Raw genomic sequence first — 20830 nt, forward strand, 5'->3', positions numbered from 1 at the left:
CCCAGGGCCTCCCTCGGCACTCCATGCGTACACTCGTACACATGGGATACGGACTGCTGGCCGCGGCCATAGCGGCAGAGGTGGCCGGGACGACCGCCATGAAGTACAGCGAGGGGTTCACCCGGCTGTGGCCCTCTCTGATCACCGTCGCCGGATACCTGCTGGCCTTCTCGCTGCTCGCCCAGACCCTCAAGACGATGTCGATGGGTACGGCCTACGCGATCTGGGCCGGGATCGGAACGGCCGCCGTCGCCGTCATCGGCATGCTGTTCATGGGGGAGTCCGGCAGCCCGGTCAAGGCGGCGGGCATCGCCCTGGTCATCGCCGGTGTGGTGGTCCTCAACCTGGGCGGCGCGCACTGATGGCGCGCAGGTACGACCCCGAGCGGCGCGAGCGGATCATCGACGCGGCGATCCGGGTGGTAGGCGCCAAGGGGATCGCCGGTCTCAGCCACCGCTCCGTCGCCGCCGAGGCCGATGTGCCGCTCGGCTCGACGACGTACCACTTCGCCTCGCTGGACGAACTGCTGATCGCCGCCCTGCGCCGCACGAACGAGAACTTCGCCACGCTCATGCGGCAGAGCCGTCCCCTCGCCGACCCGGCCGCCGATCTCGCAGCCGAACTGGCCCGGCTGCTCGGGGAGTTCTTCGGCGCCGGACGCGGCCCGGCGGAGCTGGAGTACGAGCTCTACCTCGCCGCCCTGCGCAGGCCCGCGCTGCGTCCCGTCGCCGCCGAGTGGGCCGATGACACGGCCGCACTCCTGGCACCGCGCACCGGCCCCGCCACGGCACGTGCGCTGGTCGCCCTGATGGACGGCATCTGTCTGCAGGTACTCCTCACCGACGGGGTCTATGACGAGGCGTACGCACGGGAGATGCTGGGCCGCATCAGCAGGTGACACCGTCCCCGCGACCGGGCCCGTGAACCCGGAAGGCCGCTCCGGGCAACAGCAGGTGACACGCCTCGTGCGGAACTGCTGAAGAAGACGGAGACACCGTGACCGGACCACCGAGAGAAGACGACGCGGCCGTGGTCGGCCAGTCGCTGGAGCGGCCCGAGACCTTCGCGCTGCTCTACGACCGGTACGCCGCCGACATCCACCGCTACGCCGCCCGCCGCCTCGGCGAAGGGGCGGCCGACGACATCACCGCCGACACCTTCCTCGTCGCCTTCCGCTCCCGCGCCCGCTTCGACACCGGCCGGGACAGCGCACGGCCCTGGCTGTACGGCATCGCGGCCAACCTCATCGGCAAGCACCGCCGCACCGAGGTCAGGGCGCTGCGCGCGCTGGCCCGCACCGGAACCGACCCGGTGGCCGAGTCCTGGACCGAAGGCGCCGACCACCGGGTCAGCGCCCAGGCGGCCCACAGCCTGCTCGCGGGCGCCCTGGCCTCGCTGTCCGCCGGCGACCGCCACGTACTCCTGCTGATCGCCTGGGCCGATCTCAGCTACCAGGAGGTGGCCGACGCGCTCTCCGTGCCCGTCGGCACGGTCCGCTCCCGGCTCAACCGGGCCCGCCGCAAGGTCCGCCAGACCCTCGGCGCAGATCCCACAGTCGTTACCGAAGGCCTGGAGGTGGCCCATGGGCACGGATGAGATGTCGCTGCTGCGGGAACTGCGTGCCGAGGTGCCGGTACCGGACCGGGCGGCCCTGGCCGGGGGCCGGCGGCGGCTGACGGAGGCCGCGGGACGCCCCCGCCGGCTGCGCGCCGACTGGCGGATCGCCGCGGTGGCGACCGCGGCGGCGGTCGTCATGGGGGCCGTCATCAGCACCCAGGTCCTCGGGGGAGAGCAGGACGCACCGCAGGGCGCATCCCCCGTCGTCGTGTCCGAACCGGTCAGCGCCGCACAGGTGCTCAGGGCCGCGGCCGGTGAGGTCGCGGACGATCCGGTTCCGGCGCCGCGGGCGGGGCAGTGGGTCTACACCAAGGTGCTGGTGACGGACGCGGACGACGCCCCGCACCCGGGCAAGCCCGGCCAGGCCTACACCGAGGACGTGCAACGCGACCTGGCGGCCCTCGCGCAGGAGGGCAGATCGGGGGAGAAGGCCGGCGGCCTCCGGGTGATCGAGAACTGGTACCGCTACGCGGACCCGGCCTTCGAGAACGGGAGGTCGGGCGACGACCACTCGCCCCGTGAGCGCTTCGACTTCCTGGCGGATCTGCCGTCCGGCCCGGCCCAGGTGAAGAAGCGGGCCCGCGCCTTCTACCCGGGTGAGGACGAGACCGTCGCCGAGCACGACTTCCGGGCGCTCTCCGTGCTGGCGATGTCCTACCCCGCCGACCCGGAGGGGCTTGCCTCGGTCTACCGGGCGATGGCCACCATCCCCGGGATCCAGGCCGTCCAGACCCAGGACGTGCTGAACCGGCCGGTCATCGGCATCCATCTGCCGGGCGAGCGTGACCTGTTGCTCCTGGACGCGGAGACCTCGCTGTACGCCGGAGGGGGCGACCTGGACTCGGCGTCCGGTTCCCTCGTGACCGCCCGGGTGAAGGCCGCCGTGGTCGACGGAAAGGGGCAGCGTTCCTGACACGGGGCCCGCGCCGGCCGTCGTACGGGAGTCCACGGGGGTGGTTCCCGTACGACGGCCGGCGGGCCGGCGCGAGGAGGGCGGGGCCGGCCCCCTCGGCGCGGTGTCCGCGACGCCCGGACGCTGAGACCGGTTGGCCCGGGCCGCCCCCGGCCGGTTAGGTTCGGGGCATGACCGACACGACTTCTCCCCGTTCCACCGGCGCCGTCGCCGCCGGCCTCGCCACCATCGCCGGCGACGGTTCCGTTCTCGACACCTGGTTCCCCGCTCCCGAGCTCACCGCGGAGCCCGGACCGGCCGGAACCGAGCGGCTCACCCCCGACCGCGCGGTCAACCTGCTCGGTGAGGGCGCCGCCAAGGCCATCGGCGTGGACGCCCGCCGCGGGGTCGAGGTCGTCGCCGTCCGCACGGTCATCGCCTCGCTCGACGACAAGCCGCTCGACGCGCACGACGCGTACCTGCGCCTGCACCTGCTCTCGCACCGCCTCGTCCAGCCGCACGGGCAGAACCTGGACGGTCTGTTCGGCCTCCTCACCAACGTGGCCTGGACCTCGCTGGGCCCGGTCGCCGTGGACGACGTGGAGAAGGTGCGGCTGAACGCCCGCGCCGAGGGCCTGCACCTCCAGGTCACCTCCGTCGACAAGTTCCCGCGCATGACGGACTACGTCGCGCCGAAGGGCGTCCGCATCGCCGACGCCGACCGGGTGCGGCTCGGCGCGCACCTCGCCGCCGGCACCACCGTCATGCACGAGGGCTTCGTCAACTTCAACGCCGGCACCCTCGGCACCTCCATGGTCGAGGGCCGCATCTCGGCCGGTGTCGTCGTCGGGGACGGCTCCGACATCGGCGGCGGCGCGTCCACCATGGGCACGCTCTCCGGCGGCGGCAAGGAGCGCATCGTGATCGGCGAGCGCTGCCTGGTGGGCGCGGAGGCCGGTGTCGGGATCGCGCTCGGCGACGAGTGCGTCGTGGAGGCCGGTCTGTACGTCACCGCCGGCACCCGCGTCACCCTGCCGGACGGCCAGGTCGTCAAGGCGCGCGAGCTCTCCGGCGCCTCGAACATCCTCTTCCGCCGCAACTCGGTGACCGGCACCGTCGAGGCCCGCCCGAACAACGCGGTCTGGGGCGGCCTCAACGACGTCCTGCACAGCAACGACTAAGAAGAGGGTCCGGCGGCGAGGAGTTCCTCGTACGCCCTGCGCAGCCCGTCGGCCGCCTCGCGCCCGGCGGGCTGCAGCGGTTCACGGACCGGGCCCGCGTCCAGCAGGGCCTTGGCCGTCACCGTGCCCGGCAGTCCGGACGCCATCATCAGCTCCGTGAGCGGGGCCAGGAGACCGTTCAGCCGGGCCGCCCCGGCGGTGTCCCCGGCGTCGAACGCGTCCAGCACGGCACGCAGCGGACGCGGCGCCGCGTTGGCCACCGTGCTGACGTATCCGGCGCCGCCCACGGCGTACAGCGGCAGATTCAGCTCCTCGCAGCCCGAGTAGTACGCCAGCGCGGTGGCGGCGATCACCTTCGTCGCCCCCAGCAGGTCGCACGAACAGTCCTTCACCGCCACGATGCGCGGGTGCTCCGCCAGCCGGAGCATCGTCGCCGGCTCGATACGGGTCCCGGTGCGGCCGGGGATGTCGTACAGCATCAGCGGGAGCCCGGTCGACTCGGCGACCCGCAGGAAGTGCGCCTCGACGGCGGCCTGCGGAGGGCGGCTGTAGTACGGGGTGACGACCAGCAGCCCGTCGGCGCCCGCCTCCTCCGCCTGTCCGCCCAGCTCCACCGTATGGCGGGTGTCGGCCGTCCCGACGCCCGCCACCAGCGACACGTCCGGGCCGACCGCCTCCCGCACGGCACGTACCAGGGCGGCCTTCTCGGCGTCCGAGGTGGTCGGGGACTCGCCGGTGGTCCCGCTCAGCACCAGACCGTCGCAGCCGCCGGCGACCAGCGTCACGGCATGTGCGGCCGCAGCGTCCGGATCGAGGGCGCCGGTCGGGGTGAACGGCGTGATCATGGCGCAGAGGGCGCGGCCGAAGGGGCGGGGGCGGGAGGATGCGGGCGGCGTCATGTCCGCAGTGTCGACCGCCCGGACCGTGAAGGTCTACTTAGTTCTTCTCCGGGTTAAGGTGAAGCAACACTCAACTATGGCCGTGTTCTGGCATGATCGGCCGCACATGTGGGCGGGGCGACGCGGGGCGGGGTACATGAAGATGCGGACGGCGACGGGCGCGGGTACACGCGGACCGGTTCCGGCAGCGGCCCTCGTCCTCGCGGGGGCGCTCGCCCTGTCGGGATGCTCGGGATTCCTCGTGCCGGCCGGTGAGGGGGAACCGGGGCCGAGCCCTTCACGCACCTCAGCCGGGGGAGTGCGCGCGACGACGCCGTCGCCGCCGGCCCTCGCGACCGGGCCCGCCACCCGGCCGGCCCCCACACCCACACCCACCGCCACCGGAGGCTGCCCGGCCTCGGGCCTCGTGGTGGACATGGGGCCCGTGGAGGCCGCGCTGGGGCACCGGGCCGTCGGGCTGACCCTGACCAACTGCGACAGCGAGCCCCACCGGGTGAACGGCTACCCCTCGGTCCAGGCCCTCGACGAGAACGGCGATGCGCTCCCGGTCAAGGTCAACCCGGGCTCGTCGTACTTCGGGAACGACAAGGGGCCCGAAGAGGTCATGCTGGCACCCGGGAAGACCATGCGCTCGCTCCTGGTCTGGGTCTCCACCCCCACCGGCGGCGACCTGATCGAGGGCGACGCCCTGGAGATCGCCCCGGCCCCCGGCCTGGAGCCCCGTACCTTTCCGCTGGAGGGCAGCGACGTACGGCTGCTCGACGAGTTCAACATGACGGGCTGGCGGACCGTCACGCCGGAGTGAGCCGCCCGGCTCAGCGCCGGGCCATGTACAGGCCGAACGCCTTGTGCAGCAGCCTGCTGACCGGGTAGTCCCACTCGCCGACGTACTCTGCGGCACGCCCCCCGGTGCCCGCCTTGAACCGCAGCAGACCCAGCAGATGGTTGCCCTCGTCGAGGGTGTCGGTGATGCCCCGCAGGTCGTACACGGCGGCGCCCCGCTCGTGCGCGTCGCTCATCATCCGCCACTGGATCGCGTTGTTGGGCTGCACCTCGCGCCGACGGCTCGTCGAGGCACCGTACGAGTACCAGACATGGGTTCCCACGGTCAGCATCGTCGCCGCGGAGAGCACCTCCCCGTCGTGGTGGGCGAGATAGAGCCGCATCCGGTCCGGGTCCTCGGCCCGCAGCGCGGTCCACATGCGCTGGAAGTAGCCGAGCGGCCGGGGAATGAAGCGGTCCCGCTCGGCGGTCTCCCGGTACAGCTCGTAGAAGACCGGAAGGTCGTCGAAGCCGCCCTCGACGACCTTCACACCCGCCTTCTCCGCCTTCTTGATGTTGCGCCGCCACTGCTGGTTCAGGCCGTCCCGGATCTCCTCCAGCGACCGTCCGGCGAACGGCACCTGGAACACGTACCGGGGCTGCCCGGCGCTGAAGCCGTCCGTGTCCCCGTCCGCACCCTGCTGCCAGCCCAGCCGGCGCAGCTGCTCCACGACCTCGGTGGCCCGGGGCTCGGTCTCGTCCGCCTCGACGTCGCGCAGCCGGCCCGCGGCCGGGTCCGCGATGGCGTCCTTGACCGTCGGAGCGTCCCAGCGGCGGGCGACCACGGGCGGGCCCATCCGTACCGTGAACGCGCCCCGGGCCCTGGCATGGGCCACCAGCGGATCCAGCCAAGGGCGCAGCTCGCCCTCGTGCCACGGGATGACCGGGCCCTCCGGCAGATAGGCCAGATACCGCTTCAGCCGGGGGACCGGGCGGTACAGCACCAGCCCCGCACCGACGATCAGCCCGCCCTCGTCCAGCCAGCCGATGCTCTCCGCGCGCCAGTCGGGCTTCACCTCACCCCACGACGGAACCTGCATATGGCTGGCCGAACCCCGGCCGGCGACGAACGCCACGTGCTGCTCGCGCGTGATCTCCTCGACCCGCAGCGTCATGCGGTACTCCGTTCGTTGTCCGATGCGTCAGCGTAGGGAGAGGCACGCGAGCCGCGGTTGACCTCAAGCGCGCTTGACGTATCAGGGTGGCTGTCACGGGCGCACCGCAAGGGTGCGCCGGTGAGGGGAGCAGCCATGACAGTGGAGTTCGTGTCCCGGCCCGATGTCACCCGTGCGGATGCGGGAATCGTCAAGGCCAGTACCTGGGACGTCGGCACACCGGAGCGCCTGCGGAAGACCGTCGGGGCCATCCGCGCCGCGTGGGGGACCAGGCGATGGCCGCACCCGGGCCTGCTCTCGTACAGCGTGTACACGGGGGAGGACGGCGGAACGCTCTTCCACTACTCGCAGTGGACCGGCGAGGAGAGCTACCGGGACTTCGTCCGGGACGGCCGGGACGTGCGCAACGCCGAGATCGACTCGGCCGTGCCGGGCATCGAACGGCTCGGACTGCACACCTACGAGCTCTACCGGTCCTCCTCGCCCGGCGGCCGGGAGCCCGGCTGCGTGGTGGTCGTCGACGTCGAGTTCGACGGGGCCGACAAGGCCCGCCAACGCGACTGGGTGGACGGTGTGTTCGAAGCGCTGGGTACGGATCCGGCCCCGGCGCCCGGCGGGCTCGCAGGCCACTTCCACGTGAGCACCGACGGGACCCGGGTGCTCAACTACGCGGAGTGGGAAAGCGCACAGGCCCACATCGACGCACTGGCCGCGCCCGGAAACGGCGTCGGCTCGCGGACGCCCCAGTGGGAACGGGTGCAGACCTACCCCGGGGTGACCGGCGGTGGTGTGCGCCGCTACACCCCGGCACTCAGTCTGCGTCCGGGGGAGGACGGATAGCCCGCAGGCACCGCCCCCGAGGGCCCTCGGGGGCGGCAATCCCCCGTGTACGGAGATCAGTTGTCCGGGCGCCGAGGACGGCGGGTCTCCTTCTGTCCCGCGCACCGGGCGGCAGGGGGTGCAATGCGTCTAGGCTTGGGCCGCCTGACCCCGTACGCGACCGGAGCCGTGGCCCCGGCGACGTGTACGCCCGCACGTTTTCGAGGAGACCCCCTGATGTCCGCAGAGCGCCCCATCCTGCCGCCGGTACGGCTGCACACCGAGGCGGAGCTGGCACGGGACGCGCTCGCGGCACCGCTGCTCGCCCGCGCCGTCCGGCTCGCCCGCTGGGCCGGCCCCGACACGAGAGTCGGCGCCGGCGGCGAGCTCGTCGACGCCCAGCTGCCCGCGGCGGCCGAGCACCTGGGCCTCGCCGCGGACGAGGACGGCGCGGCGGAGGCCAGCGAGGCCTGGCGGCTCGCGGTGGACACCGGCCTGGTCGAGGTCGAGGACCCGGCGACGGAGCCGGGTGCGGACGAGGAGGGCTTCGCCGACGACGCGGAGGGCACCGTCACCGCCGGGGAGAACCTGGCGCTGCTGACCGGCGGTTCGCCGCAGGACGTGCTGTCGATCTGGCTCGACGGCCTGGAGGCCGCCCACGCCGACGCCACCGCCCCGGTCTTCGACGACTTCGCCGACCTCGTCGGCGAGGACGGGTCGATCGACTTCGACGCACTGGACTGGGACCCGGAGACCGAGGCGGAGTTCCTCGACGGGGTGCTCGGCAACCTCTATCTGCTCACGGCCGGCGAGGGCGCGGGAGACGAGGCCGTGCCGCTGCCCGCACTGGCCGCCTCGATGATCGTCCCCGACGACATGGGCGAGCCCACCGACGACGTCCTGGAACAGGTGTCGGACGCGATGATGCGCCTCGACGACCAGTTCCGGGTGCTGGAACCCATCGGCATCGTCGAGTACCGGCCGGTGGACGAGGCGTTGCTGGCCGAGGAGGGCGAGGAGTCCGTGCCGCCCGCGGACGACGACGATGTCACCCGGTACGGGATGGTGAAGCTGACCCCGCTCGGTGTCTACGGCATCCGGGCCCGGATGCTGGACGCCGGTGTGGACGCCCCGGCCATCGGCGACCTGGCGGACAAGGGTGCCGACGTACTGCTCGGGGGCATCGCGTACTACCCCGAGGCGGCGGCCCGGGGCGAGATCGAGCTGTGGCTCGCGCGCCACGGCGCCGACGGGGCCGCCGGTGAACTCCTGGACGCCGCACGCGGTGAGGACCCGCAGGCACCCCTGCGCCGCCTGCACTGCCAGCAGGCGCTCGCCCTGGTCGGCGCGGACGCCGAACCCGCGGTGCGCGCGGTGCTGGGCGACCCGGAGCTGGGCGGACTCGCCCGGGTCTGGCTCGCCGAGCGGGGTGCCGCCGACGTACCGCCTCCCTCGGAGGCGATGATCTTCTGGCTCGCCATCGACACGATCGCGGCGCAGCTGGAGGCGGACGGCGATCTGGACGAGCTCCAGGGCCTGGTCGAGGGCCTGTCCGGCCAGCACAGCGGCTTCTTCGACGAGGCGTGGCGGGTGGACCACCCGGCGACGGGGGACGTCCTGGAGGCGATGGGACGGCTGCACAGCGACAAGAAGCAGGCGAAGGACGCCCGCAAGGCCGCGTTCAAGGCCCGCTCCCGGGGCGGCTCGGGCAGCTGAGGGACCTCCCGGGGCGGGTGGCCGGACCAGCGCATTCGGCCACCCGCCGCCGAGGATGTTCACGGAAGGGATTCCCTCGAAGTCGTCGTCAGTTCAACTGGTGTTGGCACAAGGGCGGGACGGTGAGCGCACCAACAACCCGCCCCAGCTGCACCAGGAGTACGTGATGGCCTTCACGCGCAGGGAATTCACCAGACAGTCCGCCCTCACCGGTGCCGGCATCGCCCTCACCGGAACCGTCGCCGCGCTGGCCACCGCACCCGGCGCCCTCGCCGCCGGGGACTCGAAGCACGGCCACGACGACCACGGCCACGGTCACGACCACGACGGACACGGGCACGGACACAGCCACGAGCCCGGCTACGGGCCGCTGCTGCCCGACCCGAAGGGCATACTCGCGCTGCCCGCCGGCTTCTCGTACAAGGTCATCACGCACAGTGGCGTCACCAAGCTGGAGACCGGCGAGTCCACCCCCTCCAACCACGACGGCACCGCCGCCTTCGAGGGCGCGCGCGGCGTGACCCTGCTGGTGAACAACCACGAGCTGAGCGGTACCCGGGCGGGCTGGGAGTACCCGGTTCCGCTCACCGACGGCCTCGTCTACGACCCGGTCGCGGCCGGCGGCTGCACCGTGGTGGAGACCCGCCGCGACGGCCGCACCGCCGAATGGGTCGGCATCGCCGGCACCTCCACCAACTGCGCCGGCGGCTCCACCCCGTGGGGCACCTGGCTGACCTGCGAGGAGACCGAGGACAAGGCCGGGAAGAACGGCCTGCTCAAGGACCACGGTTACGTCTTCGAGGTCGACCCGTACGACAAGCGCGCCAACCGTGACCCGCGTCCCATCAAGGCGTTCGGCCGTTACGCCCACGAGGCCGTCGTCATCGACCCCAAGCGTGGCCACGCCTACCTCACCGAGGACGCGTCCGGCCCCAACGGACTGCTCTACCGCTGGGTGCCGCCGCACGGTTTCAAGCACGGCCGCGGCAAGCTCCGCACGCTCGCCGACGACGCCGGTGTGCTGCAGGCCACCAAGTGCTTCGACAAGAGCGGAACGTTCGTCGACGACCTCTCCCGCGCCACGAAGATCGGCACCGTGTACGGCGTGGACTGGGTCGACGTGCCCGACCGCGACGCCAAGAGCGTCTCGGTGCGCAAGCAGTTCGGCGACAAGGACATCACCCGCGCCCGCAAGCTCGAAGGCATGTGGTGGGGCGACGGCGGCGCCTACATCGTCTCCTCGTTCGCCCGCGACGAGAGCCCCGTCCCGCACGACGGCCAGGTCTGGTTCTACGACCCGAAGCGCCGCACGCTGACGCTGAAGGTCCTCCTCGGCGTCAACGCCGACCCCTCCAAGGACGGTGCCTTCGACGGCCCGGACAACATCACGGTCTCGCCCTACGGCGGCCTGGTCATCTCCGAGGACGGCGAGGGCATCCAGCACCTCTTCGGGGCGACCGAGAGCGGCCGCACCTACCCCATCGCGCGCAACGAGCTGAACGCCGGCACGGAGGCCGATCCGGAGTACAGCGAGTTCACCGGTGTGACGTTCTCGCCCGACGGCAAGACGCTCTTCGCCAACATCCAGACACCCGGCATCATGCTGGCCATCACCGGCCCGTGGAAGCGCCAGCCCCGGCGCGAGGGGTAAGGCCTTTCAGCCAGCGGGGGCCCGGCCGGAAGCGGGGCCGGGCACCCGCCGGCGCCGGAATCCCTGATTACGAATCCGGCATCAGTGCGGCCCCAGGAGTGGTCGGGCATGGCGTCGGGCGTTTCCAGGGCGCATACTCAAGGTAATGAAACAGTCAGCCGGATCCCGGCGTCACCTGCCTTCCAGTCCCTTCAACCGCCCGGCCCAGGCGGCCCCACCGGTCGAATTGTTCGATGTGGGCGACAGGGTGTCGCATGACCAGTTCGGACTCGGACGAGTCCTTGCTGTCGAGGGCGACAACGACGCAGTGCTCATCGACTTCTCGGGGCGACAGGGGAGGATCCTGAGCCCGTACTCCAAGCTGACCAAGCTCTGAGAGAAGCGACGAGCACGCGCCGCGTACGCCGTATCTCTCGCCGACCGCCTTCAGGGGCACCCGCAGCCAGCCGGGTGCCCCTGAAGACGTTCCACCGCTGCGGCCCCTAGAGGGACTGGGCGGCGGGCTTGACCATGCCGCGGACGGTGCGCGACTTCACGAAGTCGCCCATCGCGGTCATCTCCCACTCCCCGGAGAACTGCTTGATCAGCTTCGCCATCATCACGCCGGTCTGCGGCTCGGCGCCGGTCAGATCGAAGCGGACCAGCTCCTCGCCGGTGGCGCCGTCGATCAGCCGGCAGTAGGCCTTGGCCACCTCGGTGAACTTCTGGCCGGTGAACGAGTTGACCGTGAACACCAGACCGGTCGCCTCCGGGGGGATCCGGCCCAGGTCGACGACGATCACCTCGTCGTCGCCGGCGCCTTCACCGGTGAGGTTGTCGCCCGAGTGCTTGATGGCGCCGTTCAGGATGGAGAGCTTGCCGAAGTAGCAGCTCTCCAGGTGATTGCGGTTCGGGCCGTAGGCGATCACCGAGGCGTCGAGGTCGATGTCCTTGCCCCGGAACGCCGGCTCCCAGCCGAGACCCATCTTGACCTGGGAGAGCAGCGGGCGGCCGCCCTTGACCAGCGACACCGTCTGGTTCTTCTGAAGGTTGACCCGGCCCTTGTCGAGGTTGATCTTCCCGGAGGCCGGGGGTGCGGGCGGTGCGGGGGGTGCCGGAGGCGCCTGGGGTGCCTGGGGTGCGACGGGGGGAGCGGCGATCCGCGGGTCCACCGGCGCGGCGACGGGGGCCGGGGGCGTGACCGCGACGGGTGCGGCGGCGGGCTCCTCCTCGACCGAGACGCCGAAGTCGGTGGCGATGCCGGCCAGCCCGTTGGCATAGCCCTGGCCGACCGCGCGGGCCTTCCAGGCGCCGCCGCGGCGGTAGACCTCGATGACCACGAGCGCGGTCTCGGCGCCCAGCTGAGGCGGGGTGAACGTGGCGAGCGCACTGCCGTCGTCCGCGTTGCGGACGGTGGCCGTGGGCTCGATGCCCTGGAAGGTCTGACCCGCTCCGTCGGGGCTCGCGGTGACGACGATCTTCTCGATGCCGGGCGGCACGGCCGCGGTGTCCACCACGATCGCGTCGGGTGCGGTGCCGCCGCCGGAGCGGTAGGTCACACCCGGGCCCGCGGGCTGGTTGTAGAAGATGAAATCGTCGTCGGAGCGCACCTTGCCGTCGGCGGTGAGCAGCAGGCCCGATACGTCGAGCCGCACGGGGGCGGCGACGTCCACCGCCACGCGGGGGGCGGAGAGAGGGATGTTCGAGCCGGGTGTCATAGCGGTCATACACGGGGTAACGAATGACCCGGCTTTGCCGTTCCCTTACCTTCGGGCGGCTTCGCCCGTACGGCGGCAGCGCCGGCCGTTCAGTACGGCCAGATCGGCGGGTTGGTACAGAAGTGGCCGCCGAGGTGGGCGTGGTCAGGGTTGTCCGGGTCGAGCTCGCCGTGTTCGGCGATGAGCTTCGCCGCGTACTCCTCGGAGTCGTCCTGCGGGTCGTAGCCGAGGGAGCGGGCCGTCGTCAGGTCCCACCACAGACGGGTGTTGTCCGAGGAGCCGTGGATCACGGTGTGGCCCACGTTCTCCGCGGTGAGCGCGGCGTCGAAGAGCCGGGCCCCGTCGCCGGGGCTCATCCAGACGGACAGCATCCGTACGGACGTCGGCTCGGGGAAGCAGGAGCCGATGCGTACGGAGACGGTCTCCAGGCCGTGCCGGTCCCAGTACAGCTGGGCGAGGTCCTCACCGAAGGACTTGGACAGCCCGTAGAAGGTGTCCGGGCGGCGAGGCGTGTCGATGGGGATGAGCGGGTCGCCGGGGAGCGGCCGGGGGGTGAAGCCGACCGCGTGGTTGGACGAGGCGAAGACGATCCGCCGCACGCCCTCCGCGAGGGCGGCCTCGTAGAGGTTGTAGGTGCCCTCGATGTTCGCCCGGAGGATCTTGTCGAAAGAGGCTTCCAGGGAGATGCCCGCAAGGTGGATGATCGCGTCGACGCCCCGCACGGCCTCGCGCAGCGCCTCCTTGTCGCCGAGGTCCGCGGTGATCGCGTCCGGCTCGCCCTCGATGGGGAACATGTCGAACAGGCGGAGCGCGTAGCCGTGGGCGGGCAGCAGTCCGCGCATCAGGGTGCCGAGACCGCCGGCGGCGCCGGTGAGCAGGACGGTGCGGGGAGCGGACATACGCGGATCTCCTCGGTAGGCCGGCGAGCGGGCGCTCGCCCGATGTGCGGTGAGCGCGGGCTCGCCCGATGCGTGGATGGCATTCACATCCGTGGACAAGTTACGGAGCGTGTGTGGTTGCGTCAAGGGGTGTCGCCCCGGTCCGGGGCTGGGGGTTCCGTCCTCAAGCGCCGGACGGGCTTGGGTGGTGCGGGTGCTCCGCGGGGTGCGGGGCGCCTGTTCCGGTGGTGGGGGTCCGGGGCCCCTCCGGGGAGATCTCCTCGGGCGACACACATTCCGCGGGTAGGGGAGTCCCCGCAGGAAATGGCGTACGACCCGGGTCGATCGCGTACCCGGGTGAACGCGCCGGTTCCGAGGAGATCTCCCCGGAGGGACCCCACCCCCACCCACCGGACAGAGGTGCACCCCACGGGGCACCCGCGCCACCTCAGGCCCGTCCGGCGATTGAGGACGGAACCCCCCGCCCCGCGGGGAGCCCGCACCCCTGGCCGGGGCAACCGCGCTGCCGGCCGCCCAAGGGTCCCGCCTTGACCCGCCCCAAGCCGCTGCCTTAGCGTAAGACCGTTCATGAATATGGACGCTAATCAGAATTGTGCACGCCTGAATCCGCTCAGGGAGCGCCCGTGACCTCAGCCCCACTTGCCGCCCGACTCACCGCTGTCGCCGGGCCGCTCTTCTTCCCCGTCACCGCCTACGGGCCGGACGGCTCCGTCGACCTCGACGTCTTCCGCGCGCACGTGCGCGCGGGCGTCGACGCCGGTGCCGCGGCCGTTTTCGCCTGCTGCGGCACCGGCGAGTTCCACGCCCTGACGCCCGAGGAGTTCCGCCTCGTCGTCGCCGCGGCCGTCGAGGAGACCGCCGGCGCGGTGCCCGTCGTGGCGGGCGCCGGATACGGCACCGCCCTGGCGGTCCAGTTCGCCAAGCTCGCGGAGGAGGCCGGCGCGGACGGGCTCCTCGCCATGCCGCCGTACCTGGTCGTCGCCGGCCAGGAGGGGCTGCTGGCCCACTACGCGGCGCTGGCCGCCGCCACCCGCCTGGAGACCATCGTCTACCAGCGCGACAACGCCGTCTTCACCCCCGAGACCGTGGTCGCGCTGGCGAAGACGCCGGGGATCATCGGTCTCAAGGACGGCTACGGTGATCTGGACCTGATGCAGCGCATCGTCAGTGCCGTCCGCACCGGTCTCCCCGGCCAGGACTTCCTGTACTTCAACGGGCTGCCCACCGCCGAGCTCACCGGCCTCGCCTACCGGGGTGTAGGCGTCACGCTCTACTCCTCCGCCGTCTTCGCCTTCGCACCCGACATCGCGCTGGCGTTCTACCGCGCTCTGGAGTCCGGCGACGACGTCCTCGTCAACGCGTTGCTCGACTCGTTCTACCGGCCGCTCGTCGAACTGCGCGCCAAGGGCCACGGCTACGCCGTCTCGCTGGTCAAGGCGGCCGTCCGCCTCCAGGGCCTGGACGTCGGCGAGGTGCGCAGCCCGCTCACCGAGCCGCCGGCCGCGCACATCAAGGAGCTGACGGAGATCATCGGGGCCGGCCGTGCGCTGCTGGAGCGCAATGGCGCGGGGGAGCGCGGGTGAAGACCTCCGCCTTCCTCTACCCCTGGGACATCGTCGGGGATCCGGACGCGGCGGCCCGCGTCGCGGACCTCGGCGTCCAGCAGGTGACGCTCGCCGCCGCCTACCACTCCACCCGGGCACTGACCCCGCGCCATCCCTCGCGCCGCATCGTCACGGCCGAGTACGCCGCGGTGCTGTACCCACCGGACGCCGACCGGTGGGCGGGGCGTGAGCTGCGGCCGTACACCCAGTCCTGGGTGGACTCGGACGACGCCTACGCCGAGGCCGCCGAGGCGCTGGCAGGCGCCGGGCTCGACGTGCACAGCTGGGTCGTGCTCGCGCACAGCTCCCGGCTGGGCGCGGAGCATCCGGAGACCTCCGTGGTCAACGCCTATGGGGACCGCTACCCGTGGGCCCCGTGCATCGCGCAGCCCGCGGTCCGCGCGTATCTGGTGGACCTGGCCGCGGAGGCGGCGGTACGGGACGGTGCGCGCGGGACCGAGCTGGAGTCGTGCGGCTGGTACGGCTTCGCGCATCTGCACGCCCACGACAAGGTCGGGGGTGTCCATCTCGGGGACGCGGCGCAGTACCTGATGTCGCTGTGCTTCTGCCCGGACTGCCGGGCCGGATACGAAGGGCAGGGGCTGGACGCCGCGGAGTTGAGCCGTGCCGTGCGGGACGCGCTGGAGCCGGTCTGGGCCGGTTCCGGGGCGCCGGAAGCGGGCTGGGGCGGGGTCGAGAAGCTGCTCGGCGCCGATCCGGCCGGGGCCACGCTCCGGTATCGCACCGAGGTCGCCCGCGGGCTCCAGGAGTCGGTGGTCGCCGCGGTGCGCGCGGCCGCGGCCCCCGGGTTCCAGGTGCTGCTGCACGCGGACCCCGCGCCGTACCGGTCCGGCGCCAACGTGGGCGTCGACCCGGAGCACATCCTGTCCGTGGCGGACGGCGTGGTGCTGCCGTGCACCGGCGGTGACGCGGCGCGCGAGGCGGTGCTCGGCCCGTTCGCCGGACGCGGCGGCGTCCTCGCGGCCAACCTCACCGTGGTGCGCGGGATGGGCGGCATCCCGGCCACGCTGGAGCGCAACGCGGCCCACGCCGCCTCGCTCGGCGCGAACCAACTGCGTCTGTATCACGCGGGGCTGGCCTCGGGGCCGGACCTCGAAGCCGTCACCGCGGCGCTCTCACGCCTCGGCCGCTGACGCCCGCGGGCCGGCGGGAAGCCTTCCCCGCCGGCCCGCGACCAGCGTGGTGGCCGTCAGCAGCGCCACCGCGCCCACCAGCGGCAGCAGCACCCGCACGTCCACCAGCGCGAGCAGCCCCGCGCCGAGCGCCAGCGCCACCGCGTTGGGCGCCATCATCAGCGTGCCCGCGGTCGCGGACGTCCGTCCCAGGACCGCGTCCGGCGTCACGCGCTGCACCGCCGTCATCGCGGCGATCAGCACGCAGGGCAGGCCCAGCCCGATCAGCGCGCACGCCATCAGCGCCACGGCGTCGTACGGCAGCGCCCGCAGGGTCACCGCCACCGCGAACACGGTGATGCCCGCCGCCGCGAACACCCGCTCCGGCAGCCGTCGCAGCAGCGGTCCTGCCAGCAGCCCGACCGTGACGGATCCGATGCCCTGCGCCGCGTAGAGCACTCCGGCGTACGCGGGGGAGCGGCCGAGCACCCCGTCCACGACGGCGTACAGCATCGCCCCGTTGAGCCCGGCGCACAGCATCGTGACGGATCCGGCGAGCACCAGCGGCCGCAGCACCGGCGACCCCCACACCTGGCGCGTCCCGGAGGAACGGTGGACCCCGGCCGGCGCCGGCCGCCGTACCCGCAGCAACCCGTAGAGGCCCGCGGCCAGGGCGAAGGAGGCCGCGTCCAGCAGGGCCACCGCGCCGCCGCCGAAACGGGCGTAGAGCGCCGCGCCGGTGAGCGGGGCCACCAGCTTCATGCCCTCGTTCGCCATCATCCGCAAGCCGTTGAAGTCGCCCAGCAGACGGGCGTCCACGGCCTGGGCGACCAGGGAGGACTCGGCCGCGTCCATGAGTACGGAGCTCGTCCCGTACAGCAGGAGGACGGCGAACAGGATCCAGACCCGCCCCGCCGAGCTGACGGCGGTCAGCGTCGTCAGCAACAGCGCCATGACGACGTTCGCCCCGACCAGCAGCGGCCTCCTCGGCAGCCGGTCGGCCACCGCTCCGAGGACCGGCCCGAAGAGCACCGGCAGCCAGACGGCGAAGAGGGCCAGCGCCGCCAGACTGTCCGACCCCGTCAGCGACTTGACCCAGATCCCGGCGGCCAGTGACATCGCGGAACTGCCGAAACCGGACACCACCACCGAGGTGAGCAGCAGCCCGGCCGTCCGGTCCCGCAGCACCCGCGCTGTCGCCGACTTGCCCATCGAACCTCCCTGACCTGCACGTTCGTTACGCGATCAGGCTGGCCGGTAAGGCCGTTGCCGGACATCGGGCGGTTGCCGTAGGCGGCGGGGCGGGGGCGGGGCACCGGGGAGATGGGTGTACGGCACACGTCGTAGTCCGGTGAAGTTCTTCTGTCAGAAGCGTTGACGAAACATTCGCGGCGCCTCTAGCTTCATCGCGTCGTACTTCGTACGTCATATATGAGACGCGATACGCGAGATGCGAGAGCCCTTCACTCATGACCTTTGCGCCCACCCCGATTCCGTCCCGCACCCAGTACGTGCTGGAGGCGATCAAGCACGCGATCCTCACGGCGCAGCTGAGACCAGGGCAGGCGCTCGTCGAGACCGAACTCGCCGCACAGTTCGGGGTGTCAAAGACCCCCGTCCGTGAGGCGCTCAAGACGCTCGCCGGGACCGGCCTGGTCGTCATGAGCCAGTACAAGGGCGCCATCGTGCGGCTGGTCGACGCGACCATGGCCCGGGAGGTGTACGACGTGCGGCTGTTGCTCGAACCCGAGGCGCTGCGTCGCTCCATCACCCGCAGGGCCTCGCTCGACGAGGCCCAGGAGGCCCTGGAGCGCGCCGACTCGGCGGGTGACAAGGCCGACAGGTCGCTCGCCAACCGGGACTTCCACCGGGCGCTCTACCTCCCCTGCGGCAACCCCCTGCTGGCCCGGATGCTCGACGAGGTCCGCGACCAGGCGGCGCTCGTGTCGACGGTCGCCTGGTCGACCATCCCGTCCTGGGAGCGGGAGGCGGCCGAGCACCGGGAGATCCTGCGGCTCGCGCTCGCCGACGACGCGGACGCGGCGGCCGGGGCTCTGCACGACCACATCGCGTCGTTCGTGCGCCGCGCGTTCCCCGACGACGAAGACGGGGGTGACGCGGCGTGAACCAGCAGCACATCGACGAAAGGCCTGTCCGCATGGACCTCACACCGCTGAAGGCGGCCCTCGCAGACGTCGTGGCGATCCCGGTGACCCCGTTCGCCGGGGACGGCACCATCGACACGCAGGCGCACCGCGCCCTGCTGCGAAGGATGCTCGACGGCGGCGTGCGCATCCTCACCCCGAACGGCAACACCGGGGAGTTCTACGCGCTCACCCCCGAGGAGCGGCGTACCGTCACCGAGCTGACCATCGAGGAGGCCGGCGGCCGCGCCACGATCCTGGTCGGCGTCGGGCACGACGTGCCGACCGCCGTCGCCGCCGCGGAGCACGCCCGTGACGCCGGCGCCGAGATGGTGATGGTGCACCAGCCCGTTCACCCGTACGTCTCGCAGGACGGCTGGATCGACTACCACCGGGCCATCGCCGAGGCCGTCCCCGGCCTCGGTGTCGTCCCCTACATCCGCAACCCGCACCTCGACGGCGGGTGCCTGGCGGTGCTCGCCGACAGCTGCCCCAACGTCATCGGCGTCAAGTACGCCGTCCCGGACGCCGCGCGCTTCGCCGCCTTCGCCCGGGACGCCGGCCTGGACCGCTTCGTCTGGGTCGCCGGCCTCGCCGAGCTGTACGCCCCCGCCTACTTCTCCGCGGGTGCCACCGGCTTCACCTCCGGCCTCGTCAACGTCGCGCCCGGCGTCTCGCTGGCCATGCTGGAGGCGCTGCGGGCCGGTGACCACCCGGCCGCGATGAAGGTCTGGGAGCAGATCCGCCGCTTCGAGGAACTGCGCGCCGACCGGCAGTCCGCCAACAACGTGACCGTCGTCAAGGAGGCGCTGGCCTCACTCGGCCTGTGCGGCCGCGACGTTCGCCCGCCCAGCCGGGTGCTGCCCGAGTCGCAGCGCGCCGAGGTGGCCGACCAGGTCGCGGGGTGGTCCATATGACCGGTCGCATCGCCTCCGAGGAACTGCGCAGCCACCAGTGGTACGGCACCGACGGGCTGCGCTCCTTCAGCCACCGGGCCCGCACCCGCCAGCTGGGCTACCTCCCCGAGGAGCACCTGGGCAAGCCGGTCATCGCGATCCTCAACACCTGGTCAGACATCAACCCGTGCCACGTCCATCTGCGCGACCGCGCTCAGGCGGTCAAGCGCGGGGTCTGGCAGGCCGGCGGTTTCCCGCTCGAGTTCCCCGTCTCCACCCTCTCGGAGACGTTCCAGAAGCCGACCCCGATGCTCTACCGCAACATGCTGGCGATGGAGACGGAGGAGCTGCTGCGCTCCTACCCCGTCGACGGCGCGGTGCTGCTGGGCGGCTGCGACAAGTCGACGCCCGCGCTGCTGATGGGCGCCGCCTCCGTCGACCTGCCCGCAGTCTTCGTGCCGGCGGGGCCGATGCTGCCGGGGCACTGGCGCAACGAGGTCCTCGGCTCCGGCACCGACATGTGGAAGTACTGGGACGACAAGCGGGCCGGACTCATCGGTGACTGCGAGATGGACGAACTGGAGAACGGGCTCGCCCGCTCGCCCGGCCACTGCATGACGATGGGCACCGCCTCCACCCTCACCGCCGCCGCCGAGGCGCTCGGCGTCACCGTCCCCGGTGCCTCCTCCATCCCGGCCGTCGACTCCGGCCACGACCGGATGGCCGCACAGTCGGGACTCCGGATCGTCGAACTGGTGTGGCAGCAGCGGAAGCTGTCGTCGATCCTCACCGCGGAGGCGTACGAGGACGCGGTCGCCACCGTCCTCGCGCTCGGCGGTTCCACCAACGCCGTCATCCATCTGATCGCCATGGCGGGCCGCTCCGGCATCAAGCTCACCCTGGACGACTTCGACCGCATCGCCCGCACCGTGCCCGTGCTGGCCAACCTGCGGCCCGGCGGGAAGTACCTCATGGAGGACTTCCACTTCGCCGGCGGACTGCCCGGCTTCCTGGCCCGGCTGACCGACGTCCTGCACCTGGACCGGCCCACGGTCGCGCACGACACCCTGCGTGAACAGCTCGACGGCGCCCTCGTGCACAACAGCGACGTCATCCGCGAACGCGGCAACCCCCTCGCCGAGGAGGGCGGCGTGGCGGTGCTGCGCGGCAACCTCTGCCCGGACGGGGCGGTCATCAAGCACATCGCCGCCGAGCCCCACCTGCTGCGCCACACCGGTCCCGCGGTCGTCTTCGACGACTACAAGGAGATGCAGCGCACCATCAACGACCCGGCCCTGGCCCTCACTCCGGACCATGTGCTGGTGCTCCGCAACGCCGGACCCAAGGGCGGTCCGGGGATGCCGGAGTACGGGATGCTGCCGATCCCCGACTACCTGCTCAAGCAGGGCGTACGGGACATGGTGCGGATCTCCGACGCCCGCATGAGCGGCACCAGTTACGGCGCCTGCGTCCTGCACATCGCCCCCGAGTCGTACGTGGGCGGGCCCCTCGCGCTCGTGCGGACCGGTGACCCGATCACACTGGACGTCGAGGCGCGCCTGCTCCATCTCGACGTGACGGAAGAGGAGTTGGAGCGGCGCAGGGCCGAGTGGACGCCGCCCGCCACCCGGTACGAGCGCGGCTACGGGGCGCTGTACCACGACCAGATCACCCAGGCCGACACCGGCTGCGACTTCGCCTTCCTGGCCCGGCCGGGAGAAGTCCCCGACCCCTACGCCGGCTGA

The 20830-nt window shown here is 72.2% G+C and carries 20 protein-coding genes; 15 read left to right on the forward strand and 5 right to left on the reverse strand.

Annotated elements, in window-relative coordinates:
• Positions 1-41 precede the first annotated feature (41 nt).
• The 5 genes from OG959_RS30275 to dapD all read left to right on the forward strand — a co-directional run bounded on the left by OG959_RS30275 (position 42) and on the right by dapD (position 3690).
• Positions 42-362: a DMT family transporter gene (locus tag OG959_RS30275; protein WP_266777356.1), complete on the forward strand. Its 321-nt coding sequence runs from the start codon at positions 42-44 to the stop codon at positions 360-362.
• Complete coding sequence (locus OG959_RS30280; RefSeq protein WP_326663588.1) at positions 362-898, forward strand: TetR/AcrR family transcriptional regulator; 537 nt, start codon at positions 362-364, stop codon at positions 896-898. Before OG959_RS30275 ends, OG959_RS30280 begins: the two co-directional genes overlap by 1 nt.
• Before the next feature lie 98 nt (positions 899-996).
• Positions 997-1596: an RNA polymerase sigma factor gene (locus OG959_RS30285; protein WP_326663591.1), complete on the forward strand. Its 600-nt coding sequence runs from the start codon at positions 997-999 to the stop codon at positions 1594-1596.
• Complete coding sequence (locus tag OG959_RS30290; RefSeq protein WP_326663593.1) at positions 1583-2530, forward strand: CU044_5270 family protein; 948 nt, start codon at positions 1583-1585, stop codon at positions 2528-2530. The genes OG959_RS30285 and OG959_RS30290 overlap by 14 nt, the downstream gene beginning before the upstream one ends.
• A 170-nt stretch (positions 2531-2700) precedes the next feature.
• A complete protein-coding gene (dapD, locus tag OG959_RS30295; RefSeq protein WP_148015908.1) occupies positions 2701-3690 on the forward strand; it encodes a 2,3,4,5-tetrahydropyridine-2,6-dicarboxylate N-succinyltransferase in 990 nt (329 codons plus the stop codon).
• On the opposite strand, the gene dapA is transcribed toward dapD, so the two are convergent.
• The gene (gene dapA, locus OG959_RS30300; protein WP_326663595.1) at positions 3687-4589 is read right to left on the reverse strand and encodes a 4-hydroxy-tetrahydrodipicolinate synthase; all 903 of its coding nucleotides are present in this window, start codon (positions 4587-4589) and stop codon (positions 3687-3689) included. The two genes, dapD and dapA, sit on opposite strands and share 4 nt — an antisense overlap.
• 136 nt (positions 4590-4725) lie before the next feature.
• On the opposite strand from dapA, the gene OG959_RS30305 reads away from it, so the two are divergent.
• Entirely contained in the window at positions 4726-5394 is a 669-nt protein-coding gene (locus OG959_RS30305; RefSeq protein WP_326663597.1) for a DUF4232 domain-containing protein, read from the forward strand.
• 10 nt (positions 5395-5404) lie between these two features.
• On the opposite strand, the gene OG959_RS30310 is transcribed toward OG959_RS30305, so the two are convergent.
• A complete protein-coding gene (locus tag OG959_RS30310; RefSeq protein ID WP_326663598.1) occupies positions 5405-6526 on the reverse strand; it encodes a lipid II:glycine glycyltransferase FemX in 1122 nt (373 codons plus the stop codon).
• Positions 6527-6661: 135 nt separating this feature from the next.
• On the opposite strand from OG959_RS30310, the gene OG959_RS30315 reads away from it, so the two are divergent.
• From OG959_RS30315 to OG959_RS30330, 4 genes are all read left to right on the forward strand, one after another.
• A complete protein-coding gene (locus OG959_RS30315) occupies positions 6662-7366 on the forward strand; it encodes an antibiotic biosynthesis monooxygenase (protein ID WP_326663599.1) in 705 nt (234 codons plus the stop codon).
• A 216-nt stretch (positions 7367-7582) separates the two neighbouring features.
• Positions 7583-9061: a hypothetical protein gene (locus OG959_RS30320; RefSeq protein WP_326663601.1), complete on the forward strand. Its 1479-nt coding sequence runs from the start codon at positions 7583-7585 to the stop codon at positions 9059-9061.
• A gap of 166 nt (positions 9062-9227) precedes the next feature.
• Positions 9228-10712, forward strand: coding sequence for an alkaline phosphatase PhoX (locus tag OG959_RS30325; RefSeq protein WP_326666699.1), 1485 nt, complete (start codon positions 9228-9230; stop codon positions 10710-10712).
• Positions 10713-10857: 145 nt separating this feature from the next.
• Entirely contained in the window at positions 10858-11088 is a 231-nt protein-coding gene (locus OG959_RS30330; RefSeq protein ID WP_037711258.1) for a hypothetical protein, read from the forward strand.
• Positions 11089-11194: 106 nt separating this feature from the next.
• On the opposite strand, the gene OG959_RS30335 is transcribed toward OG959_RS30330, so the two are convergent.
• Both OG959_RS30335 and OG959_RS30340 read right to left on the reverse strand, forming a co-directional pair.
• The gene (locus tag OG959_RS30335) at positions 11195-12418 is read right to left on the reverse strand and encodes a TerD family protein (protein WP_326663602.1); all 1224 of its coding nucleotides are present in this window, start codon (positions 12416-12418) and stop codon (positions 11195-11197) included.
• A gap of 80 nt (positions 12419-12498) precedes the next feature.
• Positions 12499-13308 carry an NAD-dependent epimerase/dehydratase family protein gene (locus OG959_RS30340; RefSeq protein ID WP_326663603.1) on the reverse strand — a complete coding sequence of 270 codons (810 nt, stop codon included), beginning with the start codon at positions 13306-13308 and terminating at the stop codon, positions 12499-12501.
• 623 nt (positions 13309-13931) lie between these two features.
• Between OG959_RS30340 and OG959_RS30345 the strand changes: the two genes are divergently transcribed.
• Both OG959_RS30345 and OG959_RS30350 read left to right on the forward strand, forming a co-directional pair.
• Positions 13932-14891 (forward strand): 5-dehydro-4-deoxyglucarate dehydratase, encoded by a 960-nt coding sequence (locus OG959_RS30345; protein ID WP_326663604.1) that lies wholly within the window; start codon positions 13932-13934, stop codon positions 14889-14891.
• Positions 14888-16066: a hypothetical protein gene (locus tag OG959_RS30350; RefSeq protein WP_326663606.1), complete on the forward strand. Its 1179-nt coding sequence runs from the start codon at positions 14888-14890 to the stop codon at positions 16064-16066. Before OG959_RS30345 ends, OG959_RS30350 begins: the two co-directional genes overlap by 4 nt.
• On the opposite strand, the gene OG959_RS30355 is transcribed toward OG959_RS30350, so the two are convergent.
• Complete coding sequence (locus OG959_RS30355) at positions 16049-17257, reverse strand: MFS transporter (RefSeq protein ID WP_326663608.1); 1209 nt, start codon at positions 17255-17257, stop codon at positions 16049-16051. The two genes, OG959_RS30350 and OG959_RS30355, sit on opposite strands and share 18 nt — an antisense overlap.
• 257 nt (positions 17258-17514) lie before the next feature.
• Between OG959_RS30355 and OG959_RS30360 the strand changes: the two genes are divergently transcribed.
• The 3 genes from OG959_RS30360 to araD are packed head-to-tail and all read left to right on the forward strand — an operon-like array spanning position 17515 to position 20830.
• Positions 17515-18171, forward strand: coding sequence for a GntR family transcriptional regulator (locus tag OG959_RS30360; RefSeq protein WP_326663610.1), 657 nt, complete (start codon positions 17515-17517; stop codon positions 18169-18171).
• Positions 18172-18203: 32 nt separating this feature from the next.
• On the forward strand, positions 18204-19106 hold the full coding sequence (locus OG959_RS30365; RefSeq protein WP_326666701.1) for a dihydrodipicolinate synthase family protein: 903 nt from the start codon (positions 18204-18206) through the stop codon (positions 19104-19106).
• Positions 19103-20830, forward strand: coding sequence for an L-arabinonate dehydratase (gene araD, locus OG959_RS30370; protein ID WP_326663612.1), 1728 nt, complete (start codon positions 19103-19105; stop codon positions 20828-20830). Before OG959_RS30365 ends, araD begins: the two co-directional genes overlap by 4 nt.

Source organism: Streptomyces sp. NBC_00385, from assembly GCF_035917155.1.
In the GTDB taxonomy this organism is placed as follows: domain Bacteria; phylum Actinomycetota; class Actinomycetes; order Streptomycetales; family Streptomycetaceae; genus Streptomyces; species Streptomyces poriferorum.